This window comes from Acidobacteriota bacterium (assembly GCA_034211275.1).
In the GTDB taxonomy this organism is placed as follows: Bacteria; Acidobacteriota; Thermoanaerobaculia; order Multivoradales; family JAHZIX01; genus JAGQSE01.
The window spans coordinates 1-22172 of the sequence record JAXHTF010000114.1 but is presented as its reverse complement, the minus strand read 5'-3'; the positions used below and the strand labels follow the sequence as shown (position 1 = coordinate 22172).

The following is a 22172-nucleotide window of genomic DNA, read 5'->3' as shown; positions in this document are numbered from 1 at the left end:
CAGCCGGCGGTGCCTGGGTAGCCCGGGGATTGGATCCCCGGGCGGAGGTGCTGGAGCCTCCAACGCTCCCTACGCGCTCCACCACCACTCCAACCACTCCGTCATGCCCGTGAAGACGGGCATCCACGCGGCGATGAAGTGGCAGTGTTTTCTACAGGCACCAACCTTCCAGCACCGCCAGCCCGCGTAGCCGGCCCTGCCACGAGCACGCAGGCGTGGACCCCCGCGTCCGCGGGGGTGACGGTGGGGTGGTTGGGGCGGCGGTGGAGGTAGGGGGCGAGTTCGTAGCCGAGGCGCACCCGGAGCCGGCTAGGAAGCCGGCGCTCCCAGGGGGGCGGAGCGACGCTGGAGCGTTGAGCCATGGTTGCGCTCCCAGGAGGGCGGAACGAGAATGAGAAAAAGAGGCTTGTCACGTGTCGATGCTTCGGGTATAGTCGAAATGAAGGCGGCGACAGCGCCGAGGAAAACACCATGAGCCCCACCACCAACACTCCCGACTCCCGCCGCTACGCGGCCATGTTCGCCGCCCTTGGGCACGAGGCGCGGGTGGAGGTGTTGCGGTTGTTGTTGGCGGCGCATCCGGTGGGAATGGTGGCGGGGGAGATCCAGCAGGAATTGGAGATCCCGGCGTCGACCTTGTCGCACCATTTGGATGCGCTGCACCGGGAGGGGCTGGTGGAGCAGAGCCGGGAGGGGCGGTTCTTGCGATATACCGCGGGATCCCAGGCGCTGCAGTCGCTGCTGGACTTCCTCTACGCCGAATGCTGCACTCGCCGGCCGGACGGGCAGGAAGTGGTGCAGATCTCGCTACCAAAGAAGCGGTAGCAGACTCTCTCTGACTCGATATCTCTCCGACAGAAAGGAGCCGATCATGAAGCCCACGAGCTGATCCCGCCAATCTTTACGCCAACAATTCGATATTTCTAGAAACGCAGAGAGCTATCCAAGGAGAACGATCATGAGCAACTTGACTTCTGAATCCCAGCCTGGCGAATCCCAGACTCCCGCTTCCAATTCCGTAAGCACCGGCCCCCAGGTCTCCGCCGGGGAAGCGTGCCTCAAGGTCCACGTGTCCCTCAACGTCAACGACGTCCAGCGCTCGGTGGAGTTTTACCGGGCCTTCTTCGGCGCCGAGCCGGTGAAGCAGTACCCGGGCTACGCCAAATTCGACGTCGCCGAGCCGCCGCTCAATCTGGCGTTGAACGAGCATCCGGTGAAGGAACCGGGAGCTCTCAACCATCTGGGAGTCCAGGTGCCGTCGTCGCAGGTGGTGAAGGACGCCATCCAGCGGTTGGAGGCGGCGGGGTTGATGACTCTGGAGGAAGAGGGGGTGGATTGCTGCCATGCCCTCCAGGACAAAGTGTGGGCGCAGGATCCCGACGGCTACCGATGGGAGGTCTTCGCCGTTCTCGACGGCGACACCGGCCCAGCCTGCGATAGCTCGGCTTCCAAAGCTGCCGCGGGCACCGCCTGCTGCGTTTGAGGGTGGAAGTCTGCAGGCCGCCGGGTGTTCTTTGAGACGCCCGGCGGCCTGAGTCGTTGGATCAAGAGACGCTGCTCGGGCTCGGAGCACCCGACGATGCCGGCATCGTGGGGTAGAGTTCGGGGCATATGAGCGACGAGAGCGTGGATCTGCTGAGCGAGCTGAACCCGAGCCAGCGGGCGGCGGTGGAGGCGTTGGAGGGGCCGCAGCTGGTGATCGCCGGGGCCGGTAGCGGCAAGACCCGGACGCTGGTCTATCGGGTCGCCCACCTGGTGCAACGGGGGGTGGCGCCGGAGTCGATTCTGCTCCTCACCTTCACCCGCAAGGCCGCCAGCGAGATGCTGCGGCGGGCGGCGGGGGTGCTGGACGAGCGCTGTGCCCGAGTCGCCGGCGGCACGTTTCACGGCTTTGCCAATCAGGTGCTGCGGCGCCACGGGCAGCGGGTAGGCTTTGGCTCCGGCTTCACCATCCTCGACCGCGCCGACTCCGGGGATTTGATCGGCCTGCTGCGCTCCCAGGCGGGACTGGACCGCCGGGACCGCCGCTTCCCGCGCAAGATGACCATCCTCGACATCTTCTCCAAACGGGTCAACACCCACCGCTCGCTGGAGCAGATTCTGGACGAGGAGTACCCTCAATTCGCCGAGGAGCTGGACGAGCTGGAGGCGCTGAGCAAGGCCTACGCCGAGCGCAAGAAGCAGCAGAATGTGCTCGATTACGACGATCTGCTGGTCTATCTGCGCCAGCTGCTGCGGGACCATGAGGGGGTGCGGCGGCAGCTCTCCGCCACCTACCGCTACATCATGGTGGACGAGTATCAGGACACCAACCGGCTGCAGGCCCACATCGCGGCGCTGCTGGCCACCGGGCACCAGAATCTGATGGTGGTGGGGGACGACGCCCAGAGCATCTATTCCTTCCGCGGCGCCCACTACCGCAACATCTTGGATTTCCCCAAGATCTTCCCCGAAGCGAAGGTCACGGTGCTGGAGCAGAATTACCGCAGCAGCCAGCCGATCCTCGATCTGGCCAACGCGGTGTTGGAGAGCGCCGAGGAGAAGTATTCGAAAAGCCTGTTCACCGAGGTGGAGGGGCTGGCGCGGCCGCGCTTCGTACGCGCGCCGGACGACCACGCCCAGGCCCGCTACATTTGCCGGCGGGTGCTCGAGCTGCGGGAGGAGGGGGTACCCCTGGGGGAGATCGCCGTGCTCTCCCGGGCGGCCTGGCACAGCAACTCGCTGGAGGTGGAGCTCAACAACGCCAACATCCCGTTCCGCAAATTCGGCGGTCTGCGCTTTGTGGAGGCGGCCCACGTCAAGGACGTCTCGGCGCTCTTGCGGCTGAGCGTCAATCCGCTGGACGACTCCGCCTGGTTCCGGGTGCTCCAGCTCTTCGAAGGGGTCGGCCCCACCACCGCCCGCAAGGTGGCGGCGGCGGTGGCGGAGAACCGAGGGGATTGGTCCATCCTGGAGGACGAGAGCTTCGCCCGGCTACGCTACGGCCAGGACTTGGCGCGGCTGCGCAAGGTCTTGGACGCGCTGGTGGACACGACCCTCAGCGTCGACGAGCGGGTGGCGGCAGCGGTGCAGTATTACCGGCCGCTGCTCAAGCGCAATTACGACGACGCCCGCCGCCGGCAGGGAGATTTGGAGTCGCTGCAGGTAATCTCGGAACGCTACCGCAGCGTCGAGCGCTTCCTCACCGACATCGCCCTCGATCCGCCGGAGGTGGCCCGCCGGGACGGCCCCAGCGATCCGGAGGACGAGTGGCTGACGGTGTCGACGGTGCATTCCGCCAAGGGCCTGGAATGGCATAGCGTCTTCGTGCTCAATCTCAGCCACGGCCAGTTCCCTAGCCATCGCTCGCTGGACAATGAGGCGTCCTACGAAGAAGAGCGCCGCCTCTTCTACGTCGCCGTCACCCGCGCCAAGCAGAATCTCTATCTCCTCCACCCGGAGCAAACCACCGGCCGCGGCTCGTGGAATAGCTGGAGCGGTGAGCTCGGCGAGGTCAGCGGCCTGATCACCGAGATCCGCAACCTCGATCAGCTGGTGGACGAAGAAGTCTTCACCCTCGCCGAGCCGGAGGAACGCTGGTCCGACGGGCCGGGGCCGGCTTCCGATCAGGAGTTGCTCTCGCGGCTGGATGACTTTTTCGGAGACTGAGAGAGGGACCCTCCGATTCAGCAAGGGCCGTAGGGCCCGTCCGGTCGGGAGTCGGGTCCTGCGGGTGGCGCAGACGCCATCCTCGGAACCCGACCCCTTCCTCATACCGGTGTTGGTTGGATCGGCAGTTGGGGAGGAATCGGCCGTAGGTGGAGCCGCTACGGGAACCAGCAACAGTTCGCTGGCTCCCACGCTCCAGCGTGGGAGCACAGGGGAGACGCTCCAGCGTCGGGGGCGGGGGCTTGGTCCGGACGATGGTGTGCCCCGCTGGAGCGGGGCTTCGGCGTTAGCGCTCAGTGGACAGCTGTCGGTTCCCACGCTGGAGCGTGGGAACCAGCAAAGTCCCGCGAGGGAGTAAGGATCCGTAGGGTGGGCGCCAGCCCACCAACCGGCAAGGGCTCTAATGCCCACCCATCAACCGCGTCCAGTCTTCCAGGGAGCGGATCTTCAGATAGTGGTTGTGGCGCAGCTCGTCGCCGATGGTGGAGGTTTCCTGGGGGCCGTAGTGGTGGCCGGGGTAGAGGATGGTGTCGGAGGGGAGCTTGGCGAGCTTGCCGGTGAGAGTGTGGTACATCGCCTCCGGGTCGCCGCCGGGAAGGTCCACCCGGCCGCAGCCGCGCACGAAGAGGGTGTCGCCGGCCACCAGGCGGTTGCCGATGAGGAAGCATTGACTGCCGGGGGTGTGGCCGGGGGTGTGGAGGAAGCGGATTTCCACCGAGCCCAGCTGGGTGGTGTCGCTGTCGTCGACCTTGCGCAGGTCGCTGTCGCTGACTTCCGTGACCTTCTTCAGCCCGTCGGCCTCGTGCTTGTTGACATAGATGGGCACCGAGACCTGCTCCAACATCTCCTGTAGCCCCTCCACCTTGAGCCCGAAGAGGCTGCCGCCGACGTGATCCGGGTGGTAGTGGGTGACCAGAGCGCCGACGATCTTGTAGTCGTCCTCCTGAGCGATCTTGATCAAGCCACTGACGTCCCAGGCGGGGTCGACGATCATCGCCTCGCGGCTCTCGGGGTCGCCGATCAAGTACATGAAGTTGCGCATTTGCCCCGCGGCGGGGTTGACCCGGGCGACCTGTTCCCCGGCGAGCAATTGGCGAAAGTAGAGCTCTTCGGCCATCGATCTCTCCTCGGTCCTCAGCTTGCAGTGCTGCGATGAATTCGTGCCGCACCCATCATAACGGCAGCGGGCTCCATCGGCGTCGATAGAGTCTCGGCATTCGATATTGGGACAGAATCGTCGGTTTTTTGGCTAGCGCAAGAGGGCAGCGGTGGCCGGCGTCCACATCGTGGGCACGGATCGGCCGCGGCGGTGGCTTCGGGCGAGGAAGATGCGGTCTGCGTTGGATTTGGGGGGCTGCCAACAATGTGGGCGGTCGGGGCGTTCGGGGGGCTGAGGAGTCGTTGGTGGGTTTCTAGGCGCTCTGCCGGAAGAATCTGGAAGTAGAAGCTAAGTGTTTGCGGATCAAAGATTTGAGGGGACTCCTGTGGATTGGGGCGATGGCCCGCCGAAGCGGGCGGCGTTTCGGAAGGCTGGCACGGGAAGTGCTCTAGGGGGTTTGCACGCGGCGATGACCGCACCGAAGCCGGAGCGGACATCCCCATTCTTCGATTGCATCTATCTCAAGGAGAGACGATCATGACCGTACGCAAACTCTTTCTCAGCCTTTGCCTAGCTTTGACCCTGGCCACTGTCGGCTTCGCGATGCCGGCGACTGCCCAGGGCGCCTGCATTGACTTCGAGCCGCCGCCCTTCCCCCTCGGGACGCTCTATGGCAACCCCGCCGGGGACGTTCCGGGGGACTTTGTCTTCAACGCCATGGGCATCGACGCCTACGTGCAGAAGATTCTCTATGGCGGTGGCGGTAGCGGCTTCAACGTCGCCTACATCGACAACGCGCCGCCGTGGTTGGGGCCGACCCAGAGTCTGCGCTTCAACAATATCGACATGATCTTCGACTTCAGCAATTGGGGTAGCCTGCCCACCACCGTGGTCTTCGACTATGTCGACCTGGGCGGCATCGAGAATCTGTCGGTCAACGGCAGCGCGGTGTTCATCGGCGATATCTGGGCCGCTCCGGCGATGCTCGGCGGCGTCAACGTCAACGTCAGCCAGGTCGCCATTCCGGGGGGCTTCACCGGTCGGGTCAAGCTCTCCGGCAACATCAAGTACTTCCGGGTCGGTGGCCAGGAGTTCTGGATCGACGACCTCTGCGGCTATCCCTGAGCCTGTCCCTGAAGCGGCGTGCCGCTTCTCGACTCAGTCTCCTCTGCCCCCGCGTGGCCTTCGTGGCTGCGCGGGGGCTCTCCTCGTTGTGGGGCCTCTTTGGGGGCCTCAGCTGCCGGCGGTGGCCAGGGCAGGGGCCGGCAGAGCGTTGCGCACGTCTTCCGGCACCAGCTCCAGGGCGGCGGTGATCACTTCCGGGCCGGCGCCGGGGCGGTGGGCGTTCTCGCTCAAGTGGCGGCGCCAGGCTTTGGCACCGGGGCATTGGGTGAAGAGGCCGAGGATGTGGCGGGTGAGGTGGTTGAGCGGTTGGCCTTGGGAGACCCAGCGCTCGACGTAGGGGAGGAAGGCCTCCACGACTTCGGCGCGGGTGGGCGGGGGCGTCGCTTCGCCGAAGAGACTGGAGTCGGCGAGAACCCATTCGTAGGGATCGTCGTAGGCGGCCCGGCCCACCATCACGGCGTCGACGTGGCGCAGGTGCTCGCGAGTTGCCTCGAGGGTGAGGATGCCGCCGTTGATCTCGATCTGGAGATGCGGGCGCTCGGCCTTGAGGCGGTAGACGTCCTCGTAGCGCAGCGGCGGGACGGTGCGGTTCTCCTTCGGGCTCAGACCCTGAAGCCAGGCCTTGCGGGCGTGGACGGAGAAGCGGTCGGCGCCGGCCTCGCTGACCCCGTCGACGAAGCGCAGCATGTCCTCGTAGCGGTCCAAGTCGTCGACGCCAATGCGGTGTTTGACCGTCACCGGCAGATCCACCGCGCTGCGCATGGCTTCGACGGCTCGGGCGACGCGATCTGGCTCGGCCATCAGGCAGGCGCCGAAGCGGCCCTGCTGCACGCGGTCGCTGGGACAGCCGACGTTGAGGTTGACCTCGTCATAGCCCCAGTCTCGAGCGATGCGGGCGCACTCGGCGAGCTCCCCCGGATCCTCCCCACCCAGCTGCAACGCCAGCGGATGCTCCGCCGCATCGAAGCCCAACAGGTAGTCCCGATCCCCATGGATCACCGCCCCGGTGGTCACCATCTCGGTGTAGAGCAGCGTCCGCCGGGTGATGCAGCGCAGGAAGAACCGGAAATGCCGGTCCGTGCGATCCATCATCGGTGCCACGCTCAGTGGGTAGCGGTGGGCTCGGGACTTAGTCATCGTTCTTCCAGCGGGCGAATCAGGGCCCGTGCAGCTCCATCAGCTGATTGGCGAACTCGCGGCAGGCGCGGTCGGGGTCGAAGCGGGCGCGGGTCTTGAGGAATTCTTCGACCTCGTCGCCGCCCAATGCGTCGACGAGCTTCAAGGTGTAGTAGCGGACATCCTCGTCCTCCTCCTTGTAGCGCTCGATGAGCACCGGCACCGCTTCTTCGGCGCCCAGCCAGGTGAGAGCCTCCACCACGTGGACGCGGTGATTCTCGTCCGGGAGCTGGCGGAGCAGCTCGAGGAGGGGCTGGATGGCTTCAGGCGAGCCGGAGAGGCCGATGCGGCGCAGCTCCGACTCCCGTTCGCCCACAAGGGTCGGGCTGAGACCGGCGATGGACGCCTCCAGGGCCGGGTTCGGTGGAGCCTGGAAGAAGCGGCGGTTGAGGCGGGCGATGAGCTCCTGGGAGGCCTCGACCATGAAGATGTTGAAGGCTTCGGTGTTCTCGTCCCGGGCGCCCATGCCGCCGTTGAAGCGGGCGATGATGTTGTGCACCCGCAGGGGGACGGTCTCCTTCACCCCCTCGCCCTCCACCGTCAGGGTCACGTGGAGATGGGTGTAGTAGAGGATGGGGCCGAAGGGGATGGGGCGGGTCGCCAGGAAGAGGTCGTCGATGCGGCCGCTGACGGTCCAATCGGGGGAGTCCCCCTCCGCCCGGCCCAGCCCCATGGATCGGCCCTCCCAGGTCAGGCCGTCGGTGAGGAGCTGACCGACGTCGAGGTTCGCCGGCAGGGTGTTCTGGGGCACCCGCTTGACCAGCCGCCGCACCACCAGTCCAGAGGTGTCGAAGTCGACCTGCAGCGGCTCGAAGCGGACGCTGGGGGCCTGGGCGGTGTCGAAGACCGGGGCGGTGATGCGGTTGGTCTCCGTGCGTCCGAGCTCCAGGTTGACCTCCGCCAGGGGTTTGGCGGCCTGGACGGGGAGGGCAATGCCGACGAGCAGGACGAAGGTGAGGGCGAAAAGACAGTAGGTCGAAGCTCTCATGGGGATGCGGTCTCCTTTCGACGGTTTCCTTTCGATGGGCGCCTCAGTGTCGGGCTGTTAGCAGCCCGTGGTGAAAGTCGAGCCGCGCTACGAGCGGCCCTTTTCCACCGAATCTTCGTTCGAAAACCTCGCCGATACCCGCATCGCCTGCGGTTTTCCGGCCTTGATTCGGCGAAAAATTGCTCGCTCTCGCTGGCGTCTGACTTTCACCACGGGCTGCTAGTGGGAAGCCAGCGCTTCCACCGCCTCCTCGGTGCCGTCCAGCAGGGGCTGGGCGGAGAGGGGGGAGCCCACCGCCTGGCGCATCCACAGATCCGGGGTCAGCCGACCGATGCGGGTGATGCGCTCGAATTCCGGTCCCAGAGGTCCGTCGAGGCCGGCGAAGTGGCGCTCGATCTGGTAGGCGATGAGGTGGCCCAGGGGGTAGTCGGGGGTGTAGAGGGCGCCGTCCACCATGTGTGAGTAGACCGCCAGCAGGGTCTGATCGCGAATGCCGAAGACGTCGGCGAAGTAGCGGTTCCAGACGTCCTGGGCGATCTCCAGCACCGCTTGGCGCATCTCCGCCGGGGTGGCGTCGGGGTGTTCGTACATCCAGTGCCAGACGGCCATGTCCACCAGCGCCACGCCGGCGATCTCGCGGGTGTTCCAGAAGGTGTCCAGGGCCACCAGATGCTCGGCGTCGGGATCGCCGGCGTCGAGGCCCAGCAGCTCCAGGTCGCGGTTCTGGAAGACGAAGGCCAGGGCTTCGGTGAAGGCGGTATTGGGCACGCCCTGGAGCAGGGTGTGGTCGATGGCGGCGATGGAGAAGACCTGCTCGACGTTGTGCCCCAGCTCGTGGACGGCGATGTTATAGCCCTTGTAGTCCATGCCCCCTTCGCCGATGCGGGTGCGCAGATGGGCATTGTCGTCGGGGCGGGCCGGGCCGAAGGCGTGGCCGGCGCCGCGGGAGGGCTCCACCACGATGCGCTCGGCGAGGAAGGCGGCGCGGTCCTCGGGGAAGCCGAGCTCGTCCAGGATGCGTGGTAAATCGGCGGCGAAGGCGTCGGCGGAGGGGTAGCGGGCGCGGGTGAGCTCACTCAGCTCGTCCTCGTCCCGGCCGCCGCCGGGGACGAAGCCGTTGTACCAGATGTCGAAGGGCTCGAGCGGCCGGCCCAGGCGCTGGGCGGCGAGCTCGCCGACGCTCTGGCCTAGGGGCGAGGAGAGAATGGACTCGAAGAGCTGGCGCACCCGCTCCTCGGGGATCTCCCGGTCGACGTTGAAGCGGCGGGCCATGTGGCTCGGGTTGTCCGCATCGTGGGCGTCGACCTGACGCTGAGCGCGGAAGATCTCCAGCCAGTGCTGGTAGCGGGTGTCGGGCTCGCGGCTTGGGTCGGCGGCGGGGGCATTCTCAGCTTCCGGAGCCGGTGCCACCACGCCGGTGGCGGGGGTCCAGTCGAGGCGCGGCTCGTCGATCACCGCCGCCGGAATCTCTTGGGCGACGATCTTCTCGAAGACCTGCTGGATCAGCCGCTGCTTGGGCAAGCCCTCGGCATCGGCGTAGCGCGCCTTGAGCTCGTCCCGCAGGCCCCAATGGCTGATCAATCGCAGGCCTTCCGGGAAGAGGCGCTGGCCGTCCTCGGTGAGCACGTGGTGCAGGTGCAGGTTGTAGCCGTTGATGTAGGAGTCGGCGTCGGCCATGGCTCCCGCCACCGCCTGTTGGGCGGCGGCCGGTACGCGGGTGGAGAAGACGTCGGTGAGGCGCTCCTGGGCCCAACGTTCGCGGCTCCACTCAGCGCCCTGGGACCGGCGCTCGTCGAGGCTCGAATGGGGGAAGTTGAGCAGCACCACGAAGGCGATTTTGTTGGCGAAGAGGTCGTCCACCACGTGGGCGGCGGGGCTGTAGCCTCCGAGCCGGCGATCCACCGGCAGCAGGGGGCCGATCTCCAGGTCGACGCCCCGGCGCAGGTCCCGCACCAGCGAGGTCATGTAGCCGTCGAGGCGCTCCATGGCGAATTCCAGACGCTGGAAGGTGAGGTCCAGGGTCTCGCCTCGGGGGATGAACTCCTGCTGGACAAATGCCCTGAAGGCTTCTCCATCGCCGTCCTCCGGGCGCCACAGGGCGGCGGCCTGCTCGACGCCGCGGCGGATGCGCTCCGCTTCTTCGGGATGCATTTCGAGCAGCGCTTCCTGGGCCTGGCCGACCACCGCGTCGCTCAAGCTCGACGTGCTGTCCATGGAGGGGCCATCCATGGCGCGGGAGGGAAGAGCCGTCGCCAGCATCAGGCCACCGAGGAGCAGACAGAGAAAGGACCGAAGGGACGAGCGGCGGAGCTGCGGGGGCAGCGCAGGGCGAGGAATCGGTGGCATGGCTGGAGGTCTCCTGATCTCATCATCGGTTCGTCATCGGGAGCTTGTGGGAAGACCGGCAGGCTCGCGGAGCTCCGCCGAACCGCTCTATTTTACGCTCTTTCCCGGCGGGCGGTGGGCGGTCCGCTCAGGAGCCCCGCTCCCAGGGGATTAGCAAGATCGGTGCCTTCCTCGGCGGAACTACCGGCCAAGCGGGGAGCGAGTGCTATGCTTCCCGGCGATGAACGCTGCAGTTTGGGGTGAGCCCGGAGGTCGCAGAGAGCAGAGCGCGGAGGCTCGGCACTGGCTTCAGCGCGGGCTTCGGTGTTGGTCTCGAAGAGTGCTTCCGCGGGAGAGGCTCGCAGGCCGGAGGAGGCCGATCTGCAGATGGCTCGGTCTGCTGGTCTTGTCGCTGGTGCCGATGTCGCTGGTGCCGATGTCGCTGGTGCCGATTGCGCTGGTGCCGCAGGCGTCGGCGGCGGAGCTCCGAGGCAAGGTCGAGCTCTACGAGAAGGGCAACAAGCGGCTGGACTCCGCTGAGGTCACCAACGCCGTGGTCTTCTTCCAGCCGAAATCGCCGGTGCCGTTGAGGCCTCCGAAGCAGCCTTTGGACATGATCACCGAGGACAAGCAGTTCGAGCCGCGGGTGCTGCCGATCATCCAGGGGAGCACGGTACAATTCCCCAATCGCGATCCGATTCTGCACAACGTTTTCTCGGTTTCTCCGGGAAACGCCTTCGATCTCGGGTTCTATAAGCAGGGCGAGGGCAAGGGCTGGCGATTCGAAAAGACCGGCCTGGTGCGGGTCTATTGCAACGTTCACTACGACATGGTGGCTTACGTCTTGGTGTTGGATACCCCTTACTTCGTCTCTCCGGAGGCTGACGGCTCGTTCCGGCTGACCGGCCTGCCGGAAGGCCCCGGCCGCTTGACGGTTTGGCAGGAGCGGGCGCGGCCCTGGAGCCGGCAGATCTCGGTACCCAACGCCAGCGGGCTGAACATCGCTCTGCCGTTGATTCGGCCGCGGGTTCCGAAGCACACCAACAAGCTGGGCAAACCCTATCCTGGAGGTGGTCGTGGCCGACGCTACTAAACGTCGCCTGGGCGTTTCGCTGGGCGCCAAGGTCTTCCTCATCTCCGCTCTGTTGATCCTGGTCGCCGTCGCCGGCGCCATCGCGGTGATCTTCTTCCGCAGCACGCAGATCGCCGACCGCGCCGTCGACCGCTCCCTGGCCAGCAGCCGTTCGGTGCAGGTGGACTATCAGAGCCAGCAGGTGGAGGTGTTGCAGGCCATTTCCGAGGCGTTCTCCCGCAACTCCACCTTCATGGGCTACATCGTCGAGGCCACCGGCGGTGGCCTCATCGGCGAAGCCAGCGTCGACCGCGGCTCGATCCTCGATCTGCTGGAGGATCGCCGGCAGGATCTGCGCGAGGATCTGCGCTTCGACTTCGCCATCGTCATTGATCCCTACGGTCAGGTGGTGGCCCGCACCGATGATCCCGGAGCCTCCGGCGAGGACCTATCCGCCCAGCCGCTGCTGGCGGAGGCGATGGTGGAGGGCGGCTACGGTTCCGGCCTGTGGCGGGAGCAGGGGGCGCTCTACCAGGCGGTGGTGGTGCCTCTGGTACAGGTCTTCGATCTCTATGGCTATCTGCTGGTGGCGGACCGCATCGGCGACGACCTGGCGCGGGATATCAAGCGCATCAGCGGCACCGACATCGTCTTCTTGACCACCCTCGACGAGGGCTTTGCGGTGCAGGCCTCGACCCTCGACGCAGCGCTGTCGGATCGCCTGGTGGAGGCGCTGCAGTCGGATCCGGCGTTGCTCCAACGGGTGCTCCAGGAGGGCCAGGCGGAACCGGATTATGAGCTTCAGCTGGACGGTAGCCGGCGCGCCTACGTCACGCCGCTACGGGACGCCGAGGGCAACACCGTCGGCGCCACCGTCGGTTTGGTGAGCCTGGACGCCGAGCTCGCCGGGTATCGCCAGATCCAGCGCGAGGTGTTGATCGCCGGGGGCATCGCCTTGCTCCTCGCCATGATCCTCTCGTGGCTGCTCTCCCGGCGCACCCTGCGGCCTCTGCGGGAGCTGGCTTCGGCGGCGGAGGGGGCGGCCCAGGGGGATTACGATCGCCGCATCGAGGGCCACGGCTCGGACGAGGTGGGGCGACTGTCCGCCGCCTTCGATTCCCTGCTCAGCGATCTGCGGGAGAAGCGCGACATCGAGGGCTACGTGCAGGATCTTTCCCGGCACTTGCCCGGGCCCGGTGAGAAGGCTCCGGTGGTGGAGCCGGAGACCATGGACGTGGTGCTCTTGGGGCTCGAGCTGCGCCGCTTCGCCCAGCCGAGCCTGTCGCGGCAACCCAAGGCAACCCTCGATGCCCTGGCTCAGGAGCTGCGGCGCCTGGCTTCGGTGGTCGCCGCCCACCGGGGCAAGATCGACGGGGTGGCCGGCCATCGGGCGCTGGTGCTCTTCGAAGGAGAGGGCCGGGCGCTGCGGGCCATCGCTGCGGCGTCGGAGATCGTGCGCAAGCTGGGCGCCGGCCGCGACGCCTTCGAGGAAGCCGAGCCGCCGGCGGTGGCCATGACCACCGGCCAGGTGGTGGTGGGCTCGGTAGTGTGGGGCGAGGCTCCCTCTCAGGCGGTGGTGGGACTGCCCATGCAGCAGCTGGAGGGGCTGATCCGGGAAGCGACCCCCGGCGACATCTTGATTTCCGGCGCCCTGCGGCGCCTGCTGGACGATAGCTTCCAGCAGGCGGGGGTGCAGCCCGCCGCCAGCGCCGGCATCTTGAGCACTCAGCAGCTTTTCGCCCTCAGCGCGGAGCAGGCGGGCAAGGTGGCGGTGCCCCACGCCCCCACCTCGGCTCTGCGTACGGTAACCCCGGAACCCTCCGGCCGCACCCTCTCCGAGCTCGGTCCGGGAGCGGTGCTGGGCGGCCGCTTCGAGATCCTCTCGGTGCTCGGCGCCGGCGGCATGGGGGTGGTGTACAAGGCCCGCGACCGGGAGCTCGACGATCTGGTGGCGGTGAAGACCTTGAAGCCCGGCCCGCTGGTGGATCGGGAGTCGTTGGAGCGCCTGAAGAGCGAGCTGAAGCTGGCGCGGCGCATCACCCATCCCAACGTGTTGCGCACCTTCGACTTCGGCGAGGTGGACGGTATCGCCTTCATCTCCATGGAGTATGTGCGCGGCCTGACCCTGCGCTATCTGCTGGAGCAGACCGGCAGCCTGCCGTATTCGGCGGCGCTACGCCTGGCGCGGCAGCTGTGCGCCGGTCTGCAGGCGGCCCACGGCGTCGGCGTGCTGCACCGCGACATCAAGCCGGAGAACTTGATCATCGACAACGCCGGCAACGCCAAGCTCATGGACTTTGGCATCGCCCGCCCCATCCAGCGCTCGGAGCCGGGCCAGACGGCGCCGGGGTCGGTGCTCGGTACACCGCACTACCTTTCCCCGGAGCAGCTCCAAGGGCAGGAGCCCGACGGCCGCGCCGACATCTACTCCTGCGGCGTGGTGTTCTACGAGATGTTCACCGGCGAGCTGCCGTTCTCCGGCTCCTCGCCCATGGAGATCGCTGTCGCCCACATCCGCGAGGAGCCGGAGCCTCCGTCTCAGCATTGGGCGGAGATTCCGCCGGAGCTGGAGAAGCTGATCCTGCGTTGTCTGGCCAAGCAGCCGGCGAGCCGCTTCCCCTCTGCCGGCCAGCTGTTGGCGGGGCTCCAAGGGCTGCGAGCCTGATCGCATCGGCCCCGTGGCCGGGCCGTAACGACACTTGGCAGCGCCGGCGCAAGAAATGTCCGCCTCGGGGGTTACACCCTCTGTGGAGGAACGCGACGGCCGCTGCCCCGATACCCACGACCCGGATCACGAGATCCTCGCCCGCGTCGCCGCTGGCGAGGTGGAGCTCTTCGCTCAGCTGGTGGAGCGCCACCAAGGGCGCTTGCTGCGCCTCTGCCAGCGCCTGTTGGGCAACGCCGAGGAAGCTCAGGAGGCAGCCCAGGAGACCTTCCTCAAGGCCTACCGCAAGGCCGGCGGCTACCGCCCCCGGGGCAAGGTCTACACCTGGCTCTATCGCATCGCCACCAACCACTGCCTGAATCAGCTCCGTCGCCGGCGCATCGTGCGCTTCCTCAGTCTCGGCCAGATGGGCGGTGCAGCGGGGGATGACGACGAGGACCGGGAGTTCGACCCGCCCCACGGCGCCGCCGACCCGGAGCAGGCCCTGGTGAGCCGCCGCCGCTGGCTCGACACCCGCCGCGCCATCGACCGGCTGCCGCCGGGGCAGCGCTCGGTGTTGGTGCTGGCGAAATTCGAGGGCCTGAGCTACCGCCAGATCGCCGAGGTGTTGGAGATTACCGAGGGAGCGGTGGAGAGCCGGTTGTTCCGGGCCATGCGCAATCTGGAAGCGGCGCAGGAAACCGCGGCGCAGGAAAGTACCGGCTAGTGGGTTCCACGGAAGGAGAAACGAAGATGGATCAGGCCACCGAACGACAGTTGATGCGCTGGCTGCACGGCGAGCTGACGCCCGCCGAGGTCGCGGTCTTCGAGCGCCGGCTGGAAGAGGAGCCGGAGCTGGCGGACCGCTACCATCGTTTGCGGGAGGTGTGGGGAGGGCTGGAGCCGCCGCCGGAGCCTCCGGTGCCGGCGGGCTTCTCCCACCGAGTGATGGCGGCGGTGGCGAGCGTCGAATCGTCCACGGCGAGCTGGGGGGCGCTGCGTCCGCAGTGGGCCGCGGTGGCCTTGGTGCTGGGTCTGACCCTGGGTGTGGGGGCGGGGCTGACGCTGCCGGAGACGCCGGCGGTGGAGCCGCCGACGGAAGAGGTATTGGAGGCTGGGATTGGGGACACCTGGCCCTGGCCGGAGCCGGCGGGGAGCCTGGCGGATGAGTATTGGCGGGCCCTAGACGAGATGAACGGGGATCGAGCCTACGGCGGGGAGACGTTGTGATGAAACGCTCCGTGCTGGTCTTGGTGCTGCTGGTTTCGGTGGGGATGAACGCCGGCATTCTGGCGACCCTGCTCCTCGACCGTTGGCGGACTCCGGAGCCGCCGGCATCGCAGAGGGCTCAACCGGAGCGGGCTCGGCCGCAGGGGGCTCCTCCAAAGGGATCCCCAACGCAGGGGCTCCCACCGCAGGAGACTGTGCCTCAGCAGACTGTGCCTCAGGAGACTGTGCCTCAGCAGACTGTGCCTCAGGGTGCCCAGCCCGAAGGCGCGGTAGGTGGATTGGTGGATCGGCTGGTTCAGCGGCTGGGCCTCGAAGGCGAGGTGGCGGAGCGGTTTCGGGAGCTCCAATTCGACCTCTATCAACAAATGCGGGGCAACCGGCGCCGGGCGATGCAGGTGCAGTTTCGGCTGCGCCGCGAGCTAGCCGGGGATCAGCCCGACGGGGAGGTGCTGCGGGTCTTGGTGGAGGACTCCGGTCGTCTCCACGCCGAGCGCCAGGAGTTGTTGGTGCGGGCGATTCTGAAATCCCGGGAGATTCTCGACCGCCAGCAGCAGCGGGAGTATCAGAATTTCCTCAGTCTGTTGGGGCGGCACCTGGAGCGCCGGCGCAACGCTCCCCAGCGAGAGCAGATGCGGCGGCGAATGCTCCAGCGACGCAACTCTAACGGCTCTCCGTGATCCCCGCTGGCGCCGCCTCGGCTGGGGCGGTGCGGGGAAGGCACACCTCGAAGACGGCGCCGGGGCCATCGCCGTCCACCACTTGCACCGTGCCCCGATGGTGCTCCACCACCCAGCGCACGACGCTCAGGCCCAGGCCGCCGACAGACGTAGCAGGAGCAGTGCCCGTGGGGCAATCGGCCTGGCCGTCGCCGTTGGCGTTGCCGTTGGCGTTGCCGTTGCCCGGCCTCGCCGGACTGCGGTAGAAGCGGTCGAAGATGCGCGTGCGGTCCTCCGGAGCCACTCCGGGGCCCTGGTCCGACACCCGCAGCCGGGCCTGCCGGTCGTCGGCACTGAGCTCCAGCCGCACCCGCCCGCCGGCGGGGGAGTGGTGGAGGGCGTTGTCCAGCAGATTGACCAGCACCAGCCGTAGCCGGTCGCGCTCGCCGGGGATCACCACGTCGGGCTCGATGGCGGACTCCAAAGTCACCTCGTTCTCCTGCGCCAGGGTGGCCAGGGACGCCAGCGCCGCCGCCGCCTCGGCGGAGAGATCCACCGGCGTGGTGGGAGCGGCGGTCTCGTGGTCCGGCGACTCCCGGGCGAGGGTCAGCAGACCCTCCACGGTGCGTTGCACGCGATCGATCTCCAGAAGGCAGCCGGCGGCCAGCTCCTGGTATTCGTCCGGGCTCCGTTCCTTGCGCAGCGCCACCTCGATGCCGGTGCGCAGGATGCTCACCGGTGTGCGCAGCTCGTGGGAGGCGTCGGCGGTGAAGCGGCGCATGCGCTCGACGCTCTCCTGCAGACGGTCGAGGAGGGCGTTGAACTCCCGCCGCAGCTCGGAGATCTCGCGGATGCTGACGCCGGTATCCAGCCGCTGGGTGAGGTTGCGGCTGTCCATGCCTCGAATGGCGCGGATCAGCTGGTCCACCGGCCGCACTACTCCCGCTGCCAGCAGCTGGCCGCCGGCGGCGGAGAGGGGCACCACCAGCAGGAGGGTGAGGATCAGCGACAGCCGCAGATTCTCCATGGTGCTGCTGAGCAGGTCCTCGGAGCCCACCGCCTCGACCCAGGCGCTGCCGCGATCCCAGGTCGGATGGCGAACCACCGCCATGAAGCTGCCGTCGTCGAGGCGGTAGGTTTCCAGCTCTCCTTCGTCCACGGTGGAGACCTCGGGGACGGGTAGATCCGGTGCCCCCGGAGTTTGGGCCACGATGCGACCGTCCTCGATCAGCCGCAGCCATACCGGAATGGGGGTGTGTCCGCTGAGGGCCTCGAGCTCCGGAAAGTCCAGGCGGCCGGTGGCGGAGTAATAGCCGGCGAGGCTTTCGGCCTCGGCGTAGAGCAGCAGAGAGAGCTCCTGGCGGGCGGTGCGCAGGCCGATGAGGATGATGATCAGGGCGGAAACCGCGTAGAGCACTAGGGCGATGGCCACGAACCAAAGAATGATCCGGGTGCGCAGCCGCTGGGGGCCCACGGACAGCTTCATGATGCGGTCTCCGCAGCCGCGTCGTCCGGCGGGCGCAGGGTATAGCCGGTGCCGATGACGGTTTGGATCAGCCGCGGTCCGCCCTCCGCTTCCAGCTTGCGCCGCAGCCGGGCCAGGATCACTTCGATGACGTTGGTGCGCGCCTCGTAGCCGCGGTCCCACACGCTCTCGGCGATGCGCTCGCGGCTCAGCACCACCCCGGGATGGAGCAGAAAGAATTCCAGCAGGGCGAATTCCCGTGGGGTCAGATCGAGCTTGTGCCCGTCCCGCCAGGCCAGGTGCTGGGCCCGGTCCAGCACCACTCCCCATTCCTCCAGGGTGTCGGACTGGGGAGGCAGGCGGCGGCGCAGCAGGCTCCGCACCCGCGCCAGCAGCTCCTCGAAGGCGAAGGGCTTGGTGAGGTAGTCGTCGGCACCGGCGTCGAGGCCGTGGACCTTGTTTTCCACCGCGTCCCGGGCGGTGAGGATGAGCACCGGCGTCGCCAAGCCTTCGCTGCGCCAGGTTCGCAGGAGGTCGAGCCCCGAGGCGTCCGGGAGCATCAGGTCGAGGATCAGCAGATCGTATTCCGCCTCCTCCACCAGCTGCTGGGCTTCCGCTCCGGTGCCCGCCAGGTCGACGCTGTAGCTTTCTTCCCGCAGACCCCGCATCAGGTGCCGGGCGAGGGATTTCTCGTCTTCTACTACCAAGAGCCGCATGGCGGCAGGATATCAGTCTGCGGAAGGAGCTCGGCGCTCGAAGCGGCTCCGTCGCTGCACCGGGCAGGTACGGCTTCCTCCGCCGGCGGAGACGATTTGTAGCTGCTGGTTCATGCTCTGTTCAGCTGGCCTGGCTAGGGTGGTCTCGACGAGGACTTGCCGCTCCTCGGCCCAAAGCTCGGGAGATCGTCTTCCTCGGGCTCGGAGCGGCGCAACCTGGAGGAACTTGTATGAGCTCCGCTTCGAAAGCCCTCACGTTTCTGCTGACTGCTTTGACCGTTACCCTTTGCCTCGCTGCACCTACTGCCGAGGCGAAGGAAGTTCTGACTTTCGAGCCCGAATCCACCGAGATCACCTTCCAGTTGGGCGCCACCGGCCACGACGTCGAGGGCACCCTCTACCTGCGGGAAGGGGAGCTGGTCCTGGACCCGGAGAGCGGCGAAGCCGCCGGCCGGCTGGTGCTCGACGCCCTTCGTACCGAGACCGGCAACGGCAGCCGCGACAAGACCATGCACAAGAAGGTGCTGGAGAGCGACCGCCATCCCCTGATCACGTTCGATGCGGAGAGCTTCGAAGGCGCCCTCGACGCGGGGGGCGAGAGCGAGATCCAGCTCCACGGCGTCGTGCGGCTACTGGGACAGCCCCACGCCGTCACCCTGCCGACCCGCATCACCGTCGACGGCGACCGCTTCCAGGGCAGCACCAGCTTCCCCGTGCCCTACGTTCAGTGGGGCCTCCACGACCCGAGCCTCTTCGTGCTGCGGGTCGCCAAGGAAGTCCAGGTCGACGTGGCGGCCCAAGGCAGTGCGGCCCATGTCTCGGAGCAGCCGTGAGCGAGCTCGCCGCGCCGCCCTGGAGCGGTGAACGGGTGCGGGTCTTCCCCTTGGCTCCCCTCTTTCCCCGGACAGCGCCGGAGAGCCGCGGGGAGAGCGCCTCCCGGCGACCCGGAGACCGCTCCCGCTTCCTCTCCGACGAGGATTACGCCTACCTGCTCGACGGCTACCGTTCCTTGCTGCCGGCGGGGCCGGAGGTCCAAGAGCATCTGCGGGGGGTGATCGCCGACACGGTGGCTCATCCCGGGAGCCTGGTACGGGCACAGTTGGTCTTCGCCCTGCTGCAGGCTCACGGCCACGACCCCCAGGCCGCCCGGGAAGTAGCGGTGGCGGTGGAGTATTTCCACACCGCTTCGTTGATCTTCGACGACATGCCCGCCATGGACGACGCGGCGGAGCGTCGGGGCCATCCCTGTCCCCACCGGGTCTATGGCGAGGCGGCGGCGACCCTCGGAGCCCTGGGTTTCATCACCCGCGCCTATGCCTTGTTGTGGCGGGCGCTGGGGGAGCTGCCGCCGGAACGGTCTCAGCCGGCGGCGGAGCTGGTGGGCCGGTGTCTGGGAGTGGCGGGAATCCTCAACGGCCAGTCCCTGGATCTGCACTACCGCGGCGGCGGTGAAGATGCCGTGCTGGCGGTGGCGGAGGGCAAGACCGTGTCGTTGATTCGCCTGACGCTGATGCTGCCGGCGCTCATCGTCGGTACTGCGCCGGCGACGCTGCGGCGGCTGGACCGGCTGTCGACGGTCTGGGGTCTGGCCTACCAGGCGGTCGATGATTTCAAGGACGCTCTGATGAGCGGCAGCGAGACCGGCAAGTCCCCCCGCCGGGACGGTGCCCTGGGGCGCCCCAACCTGCCCGGGGAAATCGGCCGGGCAGCCGCGCTGGAGCGCCTCGATCAGCTGCTGGCGGAAGGGGAGGAGCTCCTCGGCTCCTTCGTCCAAGAGCCGGCCTGGGAATCTCTCGATGAGATCCAGGATCTTCTCCACGAAGAGCAGGCCCGCATCCGCCGGCGGATCGCGGCCCTCGAATCCAACTGCAGCTGCAACGTCGAGAGCTGTGCCTGAGGCCTTCCATGGGTGACGGAAAGAGCGCCACCGCTACGCCTCTCCCCGGTGCGGAGGAGGTGCTGGTGCACAGCCTGACCTGGCTGGTGGTGGCCAACGGCATCGGCCTGCTACTGGCCAGCCTGCTGCTGGCGCCACAGCTGGGGGAGCTGCTGGGGCCCTTCGGCTACGGCCGCTGGGTGCCCCTGCACCTGGACCTGCACCTCTACGGCTGGTGCAGCCTGCCGCTGGTGGGGCTGCTCTTCCGCGCTGTTCTGGCGCCGGACTTCCCCCGACGGTGGGCGGCGGCGGCGGTCGGTCTGTGGTCGGCGGTGCTCGCCTTCACAGCCGTTTGGTGGCTGATGGGAGGCTCCAGCGGCAAGCTCTTCGCCGAGTGGTGGGGACCGCCGCGGCTCTTCTTCCCCCTTGCCCTGGTGTTTCTGGAGGGGGTGCTGGTGGCGGGCTTCTGGCAGCGCCTGCGGCGGCGGGCCCAGTGGGGTGAGGAGGGCGAGGGGCGCGAGCCGGTGAGCCGGTTGGTAGCCCAGGGAGCTCTGTTGGTGGTGCTGGCGGCGGTGCCCGGGGCGATCTTCCTGGCCACCGGCAGCGATGTCTACCCGCCGATCAATCCGGACAGCGGCGGTGCCACCGGAGCGGCGCTGGTGGGGAGCACCCTAGGCATCGTGACGGCCTTCTGGGCACTGCCGTGGCTGCTGGGGCTCGAGGCTTCTGACGGCGGCACCGCCGGGCGCCGCACCGGCTGGCTGCTGATCCTGCACTTCGCCGTCTTCGCCCTGCTCGATCACGGCGACACTTCCAACCACGACCCGTTGCAGATCGCCGCCCTGGCCAGCCTGGCGGTTTGGCCGCCGCTGGTGGCCTATCGGCTGCGGCCGTTTTCCTGGTCCGCCACCGCCCGCCGTTGGCTGGGAGCCATGGCGGTGTGGTCGGTGCTGCTGGTGGCCACCGGAGTGCTCGGCTTTCTCCCCGGCGTGCTGGAGCGCTGGAAGTTCACCAACGCGCTGGTGGCTCACGCCCACATCGCCATGGCCGGCCTGGTGACCTGCTGGATGGTGGTGATCCTCGAATCCCTGAACCGGGGCTCCCGCCTGCACCGGGTCTTCGCCGACCCGGCGCGCTTCTGGGCCTGGCAGCTGGGCTGCGGACTCTATGTCACCGCCATGCTCGTGCTGGGGACTCTGGAAGGCTTCGACCCGGGTTTGGTGATGCGGGCAGAAGCTCTGTCTCAGACCTTCTACGGGTTGCGCTGGGGGGCGGGGGCGCTGATGTTGTGGGCCTCGGTGGGATGGCTGACGACGGCTTCGAAGGCCCTCCGGCGGGTGTCCGAGACTTCTACCCAGCCGGCCGCCCAGGGCTCCCAGGAGGAGACCCGGTGCGATGCTTCGGCCCCTGCGGCAGGCTATGAGGAGGCCGCTTGAAATGACCTTCCCTCGGCGCACGTGGGCGCGAGCCTACTGCCTCTTGGCGGGCCTCTGCGACGCCTCCACCGGTCTGTTGTTGGTCGCCCTGCCGGCGCCCACCCTCGCCCTGATGAGAATCCCCCGGGCTCCGGTGGAGCTGGTCTGGCTGCAGTGGATCGGTGTCTTCGTCGGCGCCGTGGGGCTGGCCTATCTCTATCCCTTCGTCCTCGGATCCGAGGGGCGGGACGAACGCCTGAAGACGGTGCTGGAGATCACCGCCGGCGTGCGCCTGGCGGTGGGGGTTTTCGTGCTCTGGGCCGTGGGCTCGGGGCGGCTGCCCGCCCCTTGGCTGTCGGTGGCGGCGACGGATCTGCTCCTGGCCGCGGTTCAGCTGTGGCTGCTGTGGGCGGGAACGCTATCCGGGAAGGAGCGAGGGTGAGGCGCGCACAGTCCCAAGCCGCGGAATCCGCCTCGACACTCTGGCGGGATGCCCGGGCTCTGCTGGCGGTGGTGGCGACGTACGTCTACTTCCTGCTGTGGGCTCAGTTTGGCTTCCTCGAGCACCTGCAGCGAGCCTTGGATAGCGGCCAGGTGCAGGTGGCCATGGGGGCCATGGGAGTAGCCGGTCTGCTCACCAGCCTTACCGCCGCAGCGGCCCTCCGGCACCATCCGCCGCGGCGCTTCCTCGGCGGCTCCTTCGTCGCCTGCGCCGCCAGTGCCCTGCTGGCCTTGGC

At 67.8% G+C, this 22172-nt stretch carries 20 protein-coding genes; 14 read left to right on the top strand and 6 right to left on the bottom strand.

The features are described from left to right. Window positions 1-471: 471 nt before the first annotated feature. The 3 genes from SX243_16585 to SX243_16575 all read left to right on the top strand — a co-directional run bounded on the left by SX243_16585 (window position 472) and on the right by SX243_16575 (window position 3648). The gene (locus tag SX243_16585; GenBank protein ID MDY7094590.1) at window positions 472-825 is read left to right on the top strand and encodes a metalloregulator ArsR/SmtB family transcription factor; all 354 of its coding nucleotides are present in this window, start codon (window positions 472-474) and stop codon (window positions 823-825) included. A 133-nt stretch (window positions 826-958) separates the two neighbouring features. Continuing rightward, on the top strand, window positions 959-1483 hold the full coding sequence (locus SX243_16580; protein ID MDY7094589.1) for an ArsI/CadI family heavy metal resistance metalloenzyme: 525 nt from the start codon (window positions 959-961) through the stop codon (window positions 1481-1483). A 128-nt stretch (window positions 1484-1611) separates the two neighbouring features. After that, complete coding sequence (locus SX243_16575; protein MDY7094588.1) at window positions 1612-3648, top strand: ATP-dependent helicase; 2037 nt, start codon at window positions 1612-1614, stop codon at window positions 3646-3648. A gap of 400 nt (window positions 3649-4048) precedes the next feature. On the opposite strand, the gene SX243_16570 is transcribed toward SX243_16575, so the two are convergent. Continuing rightward, window positions 4049-4765: an MBL fold metallo-hydrolase gene (locus tag SX243_16570; GenBank protein ID MDY7094587.1), complete on the bottom strand. Its 717-nt coding sequence runs from the start codon at window positions 4763-4765 to the stop codon at window positions 4049-4051. A gap of 519 nt (window positions 4766-5284) precedes the next feature. Between SX243_16570 and SX243_16565 the strand changes: the two genes are divergently transcribed. Then, the gene (locus SX243_16565; GenBank protein ID MDY7094586.1) at window positions 5285-5872 is read left to right on the top strand and encodes a hypothetical protein; all 588 of its coding nucleotides are present in this window, start codon (window positions 5285-5287) and stop codon (window positions 5870-5872) included. 108 nt (window positions 5873-5980) lie between these two features. Here SX243_16565 and dusA read toward each other — a convergent pair whose 3' ends face one another. The 3 genes from dusA to SX243_16550 all read right to left on the bottom strand — a co-directional run bounded on the left by dusA (window position 5981) and on the right by SX243_16550 (window position 10382). Then, the gene (gene dusA, locus SX243_16560; protein MDY7094585.1) at window positions 5981-7009 is read right to left on the bottom strand and encodes a tRNA dihydrouridine(20/20a) synthase DusA; all 1029 of its coding nucleotides are present in this window, start codon (window positions 7007-7009) and stop codon (window positions 5981-5983) included. 19 nt (window positions 7010-7028) lie between these two features. After that, window positions 7029-8036 carry a HEAT repeat domain-containing protein gene (locus tag SX243_16555; GenBank protein ID MDY7094584.1) on the bottom strand — a complete coding sequence of 336 codons (1008 nt, stop codon included), beginning with the start codon at window positions 8034-8036 and terminating at the stop codon, window positions 7029-7031. Window positions 8037-8255: 219 nt separating this feature from the next. Further along, a complete protein-coding gene (locus SX243_16550) occupies window positions 8256-10382 on the bottom strand; it encodes a hypothetical protein (GenBank protein MDY7094583.1) in 2127 nt (708 codons plus the stop codon). Window positions 10383-10782: 400 nt separating this feature from the next. Here SX243_16550 and SX243_16545 point away from each other — a divergent pair, with 400 nt between their 5' ends. The 5 genes from SX243_16545 to SX243_16525 are packed head-to-tail and all read left to right on the top strand — an operon-like array spanning window position 10783 to window position 15984. Next, the gene (locus SX243_16545) at window positions 10783-11454 is read left to right on the top strand and encodes a hypothetical protein (protein ID MDY7094582.1); all 672 of its coding nucleotides are present in this window, start codon (window positions 10783-10785) and stop codon (window positions 11452-11454) included. Beyond that, on the top strand, window positions 11438-14098 hold the full coding sequence (locus SX243_16540; protein ID MDY7094581.1) for a protein kinase: 2661 nt from the start codon (window positions 11438-11440) through the stop codon (window positions 14096-14098). The genes SX243_16545 and SX243_16540 overlap by 17 nt, the downstream gene beginning before the upstream one ends. 55 nt (window positions 14099-14153) lie before the next feature. Further along, window positions 14154-14804, top strand: coding sequence for an RNA polymerase sigma factor (locus SX243_16535; GenBank protein MDY7094580.1), 651 nt, complete (start codon window positions 14154-14156; stop codon window positions 14802-14804). Between the two features lie 26 nt (window positions 14805-14830). Further along, entirely contained in the window at window positions 14831-15307 is a 477-nt protein-coding gene (locus SX243_16530; protein MDY7094579.1) for a hypothetical protein, read from the top strand. Further along, window positions 15307-15984 (top strand): hypothetical protein, encoded by a 678-nt coding sequence (locus tag SX243_16525; protein ID MDY7094578.1) that lies wholly within the window; start codon window positions 15307-15309, stop codon window positions 15982-15984. Before SX243_16530 ends, SX243_16525 begins: the two co-directional genes overlap by 1 nt. Here SX243_16525 and SX243_16520 read toward each other — a convergent pair. Together SX243_16520 and SX243_16515 are read right to left on the bottom strand one after the other, a co-directional pair. Beyond that, entirely contained in the window at window positions 15968-17449 is a 1482-nt protein-coding gene (locus SX243_16520) for an ATP-binding protein (protein MDY7094577.1), read from the bottom strand. The genes SX243_16525 and SX243_16520 overlap by 17 nt on opposite strands. Continuing rightward, a complete protein-coding gene (locus SX243_16515) occupies window positions 17446-18144 on the bottom strand; it encodes a response regulator transcription factor (GenBank protein ID MDY7094576.1) in 699 nt (232 codons plus the stop codon). The genes SX243_16520 and SX243_16515 overlap by 4 nt, the downstream gene beginning before the upstream one ends. Before the next feature lie 230 nt (window positions 18145-18374). On the opposite strand from SX243_16515, the gene SX243_16510 reads away from it, so the two are divergent. The 5 genes from SX243_16510 to SX243_16490 form a co-directional block, all read left to right on the top strand. Next, a complete protein-coding gene (locus SX243_16510; GenBank protein MDY7094575.1) occupies window positions 18375-18977 on the top strand; it encodes a YceI family protein in 603 nt (200 codons plus the stop codon). Next, the gene (locus tag SX243_16505) at window positions 18974-20041 is read left to right on the top strand and encodes a polyprenyl synthetase family protein (GenBank protein MDY7094574.1); all 1068 of its coding nucleotides are present in this window, start codon (window positions 18974-18976) and stop codon (window positions 20039-20041) included. The genes SX243_16510 and SX243_16505 overlap by 4 nt, the downstream gene beginning before the upstream one ends. A gap of 8 nt (window positions 20042-20049) precedes the next feature. After that, a complete protein-coding gene (locus SX243_16500; GenBank protein ID MDY7094573.1) occupies window positions 20050-21456 on the top strand; it encodes a hypothetical protein in 1407 nt (468 codons plus the stop codon). A gap of 1 nt (window position 21457) precedes the next feature. Further along, on the top strand, window positions 21458-21877 hold the full coding sequence (locus SX243_16495; GenBank protein ID MDY7094572.1) for a hypothetical protein: 420 nt from the start codon (window positions 21458-21460) through the stop codon (window positions 21875-21877). Beyond that, on the top strand, window positions 21874-22172 hold a 299-nt coding region (locus tag SX243_16490; GenBank protein MDY7094571.1), incomplete at its 3' end, for a hypothetical protein. The genes SX243_16495 and SX243_16490, both read left to right, overlap by 4 nt.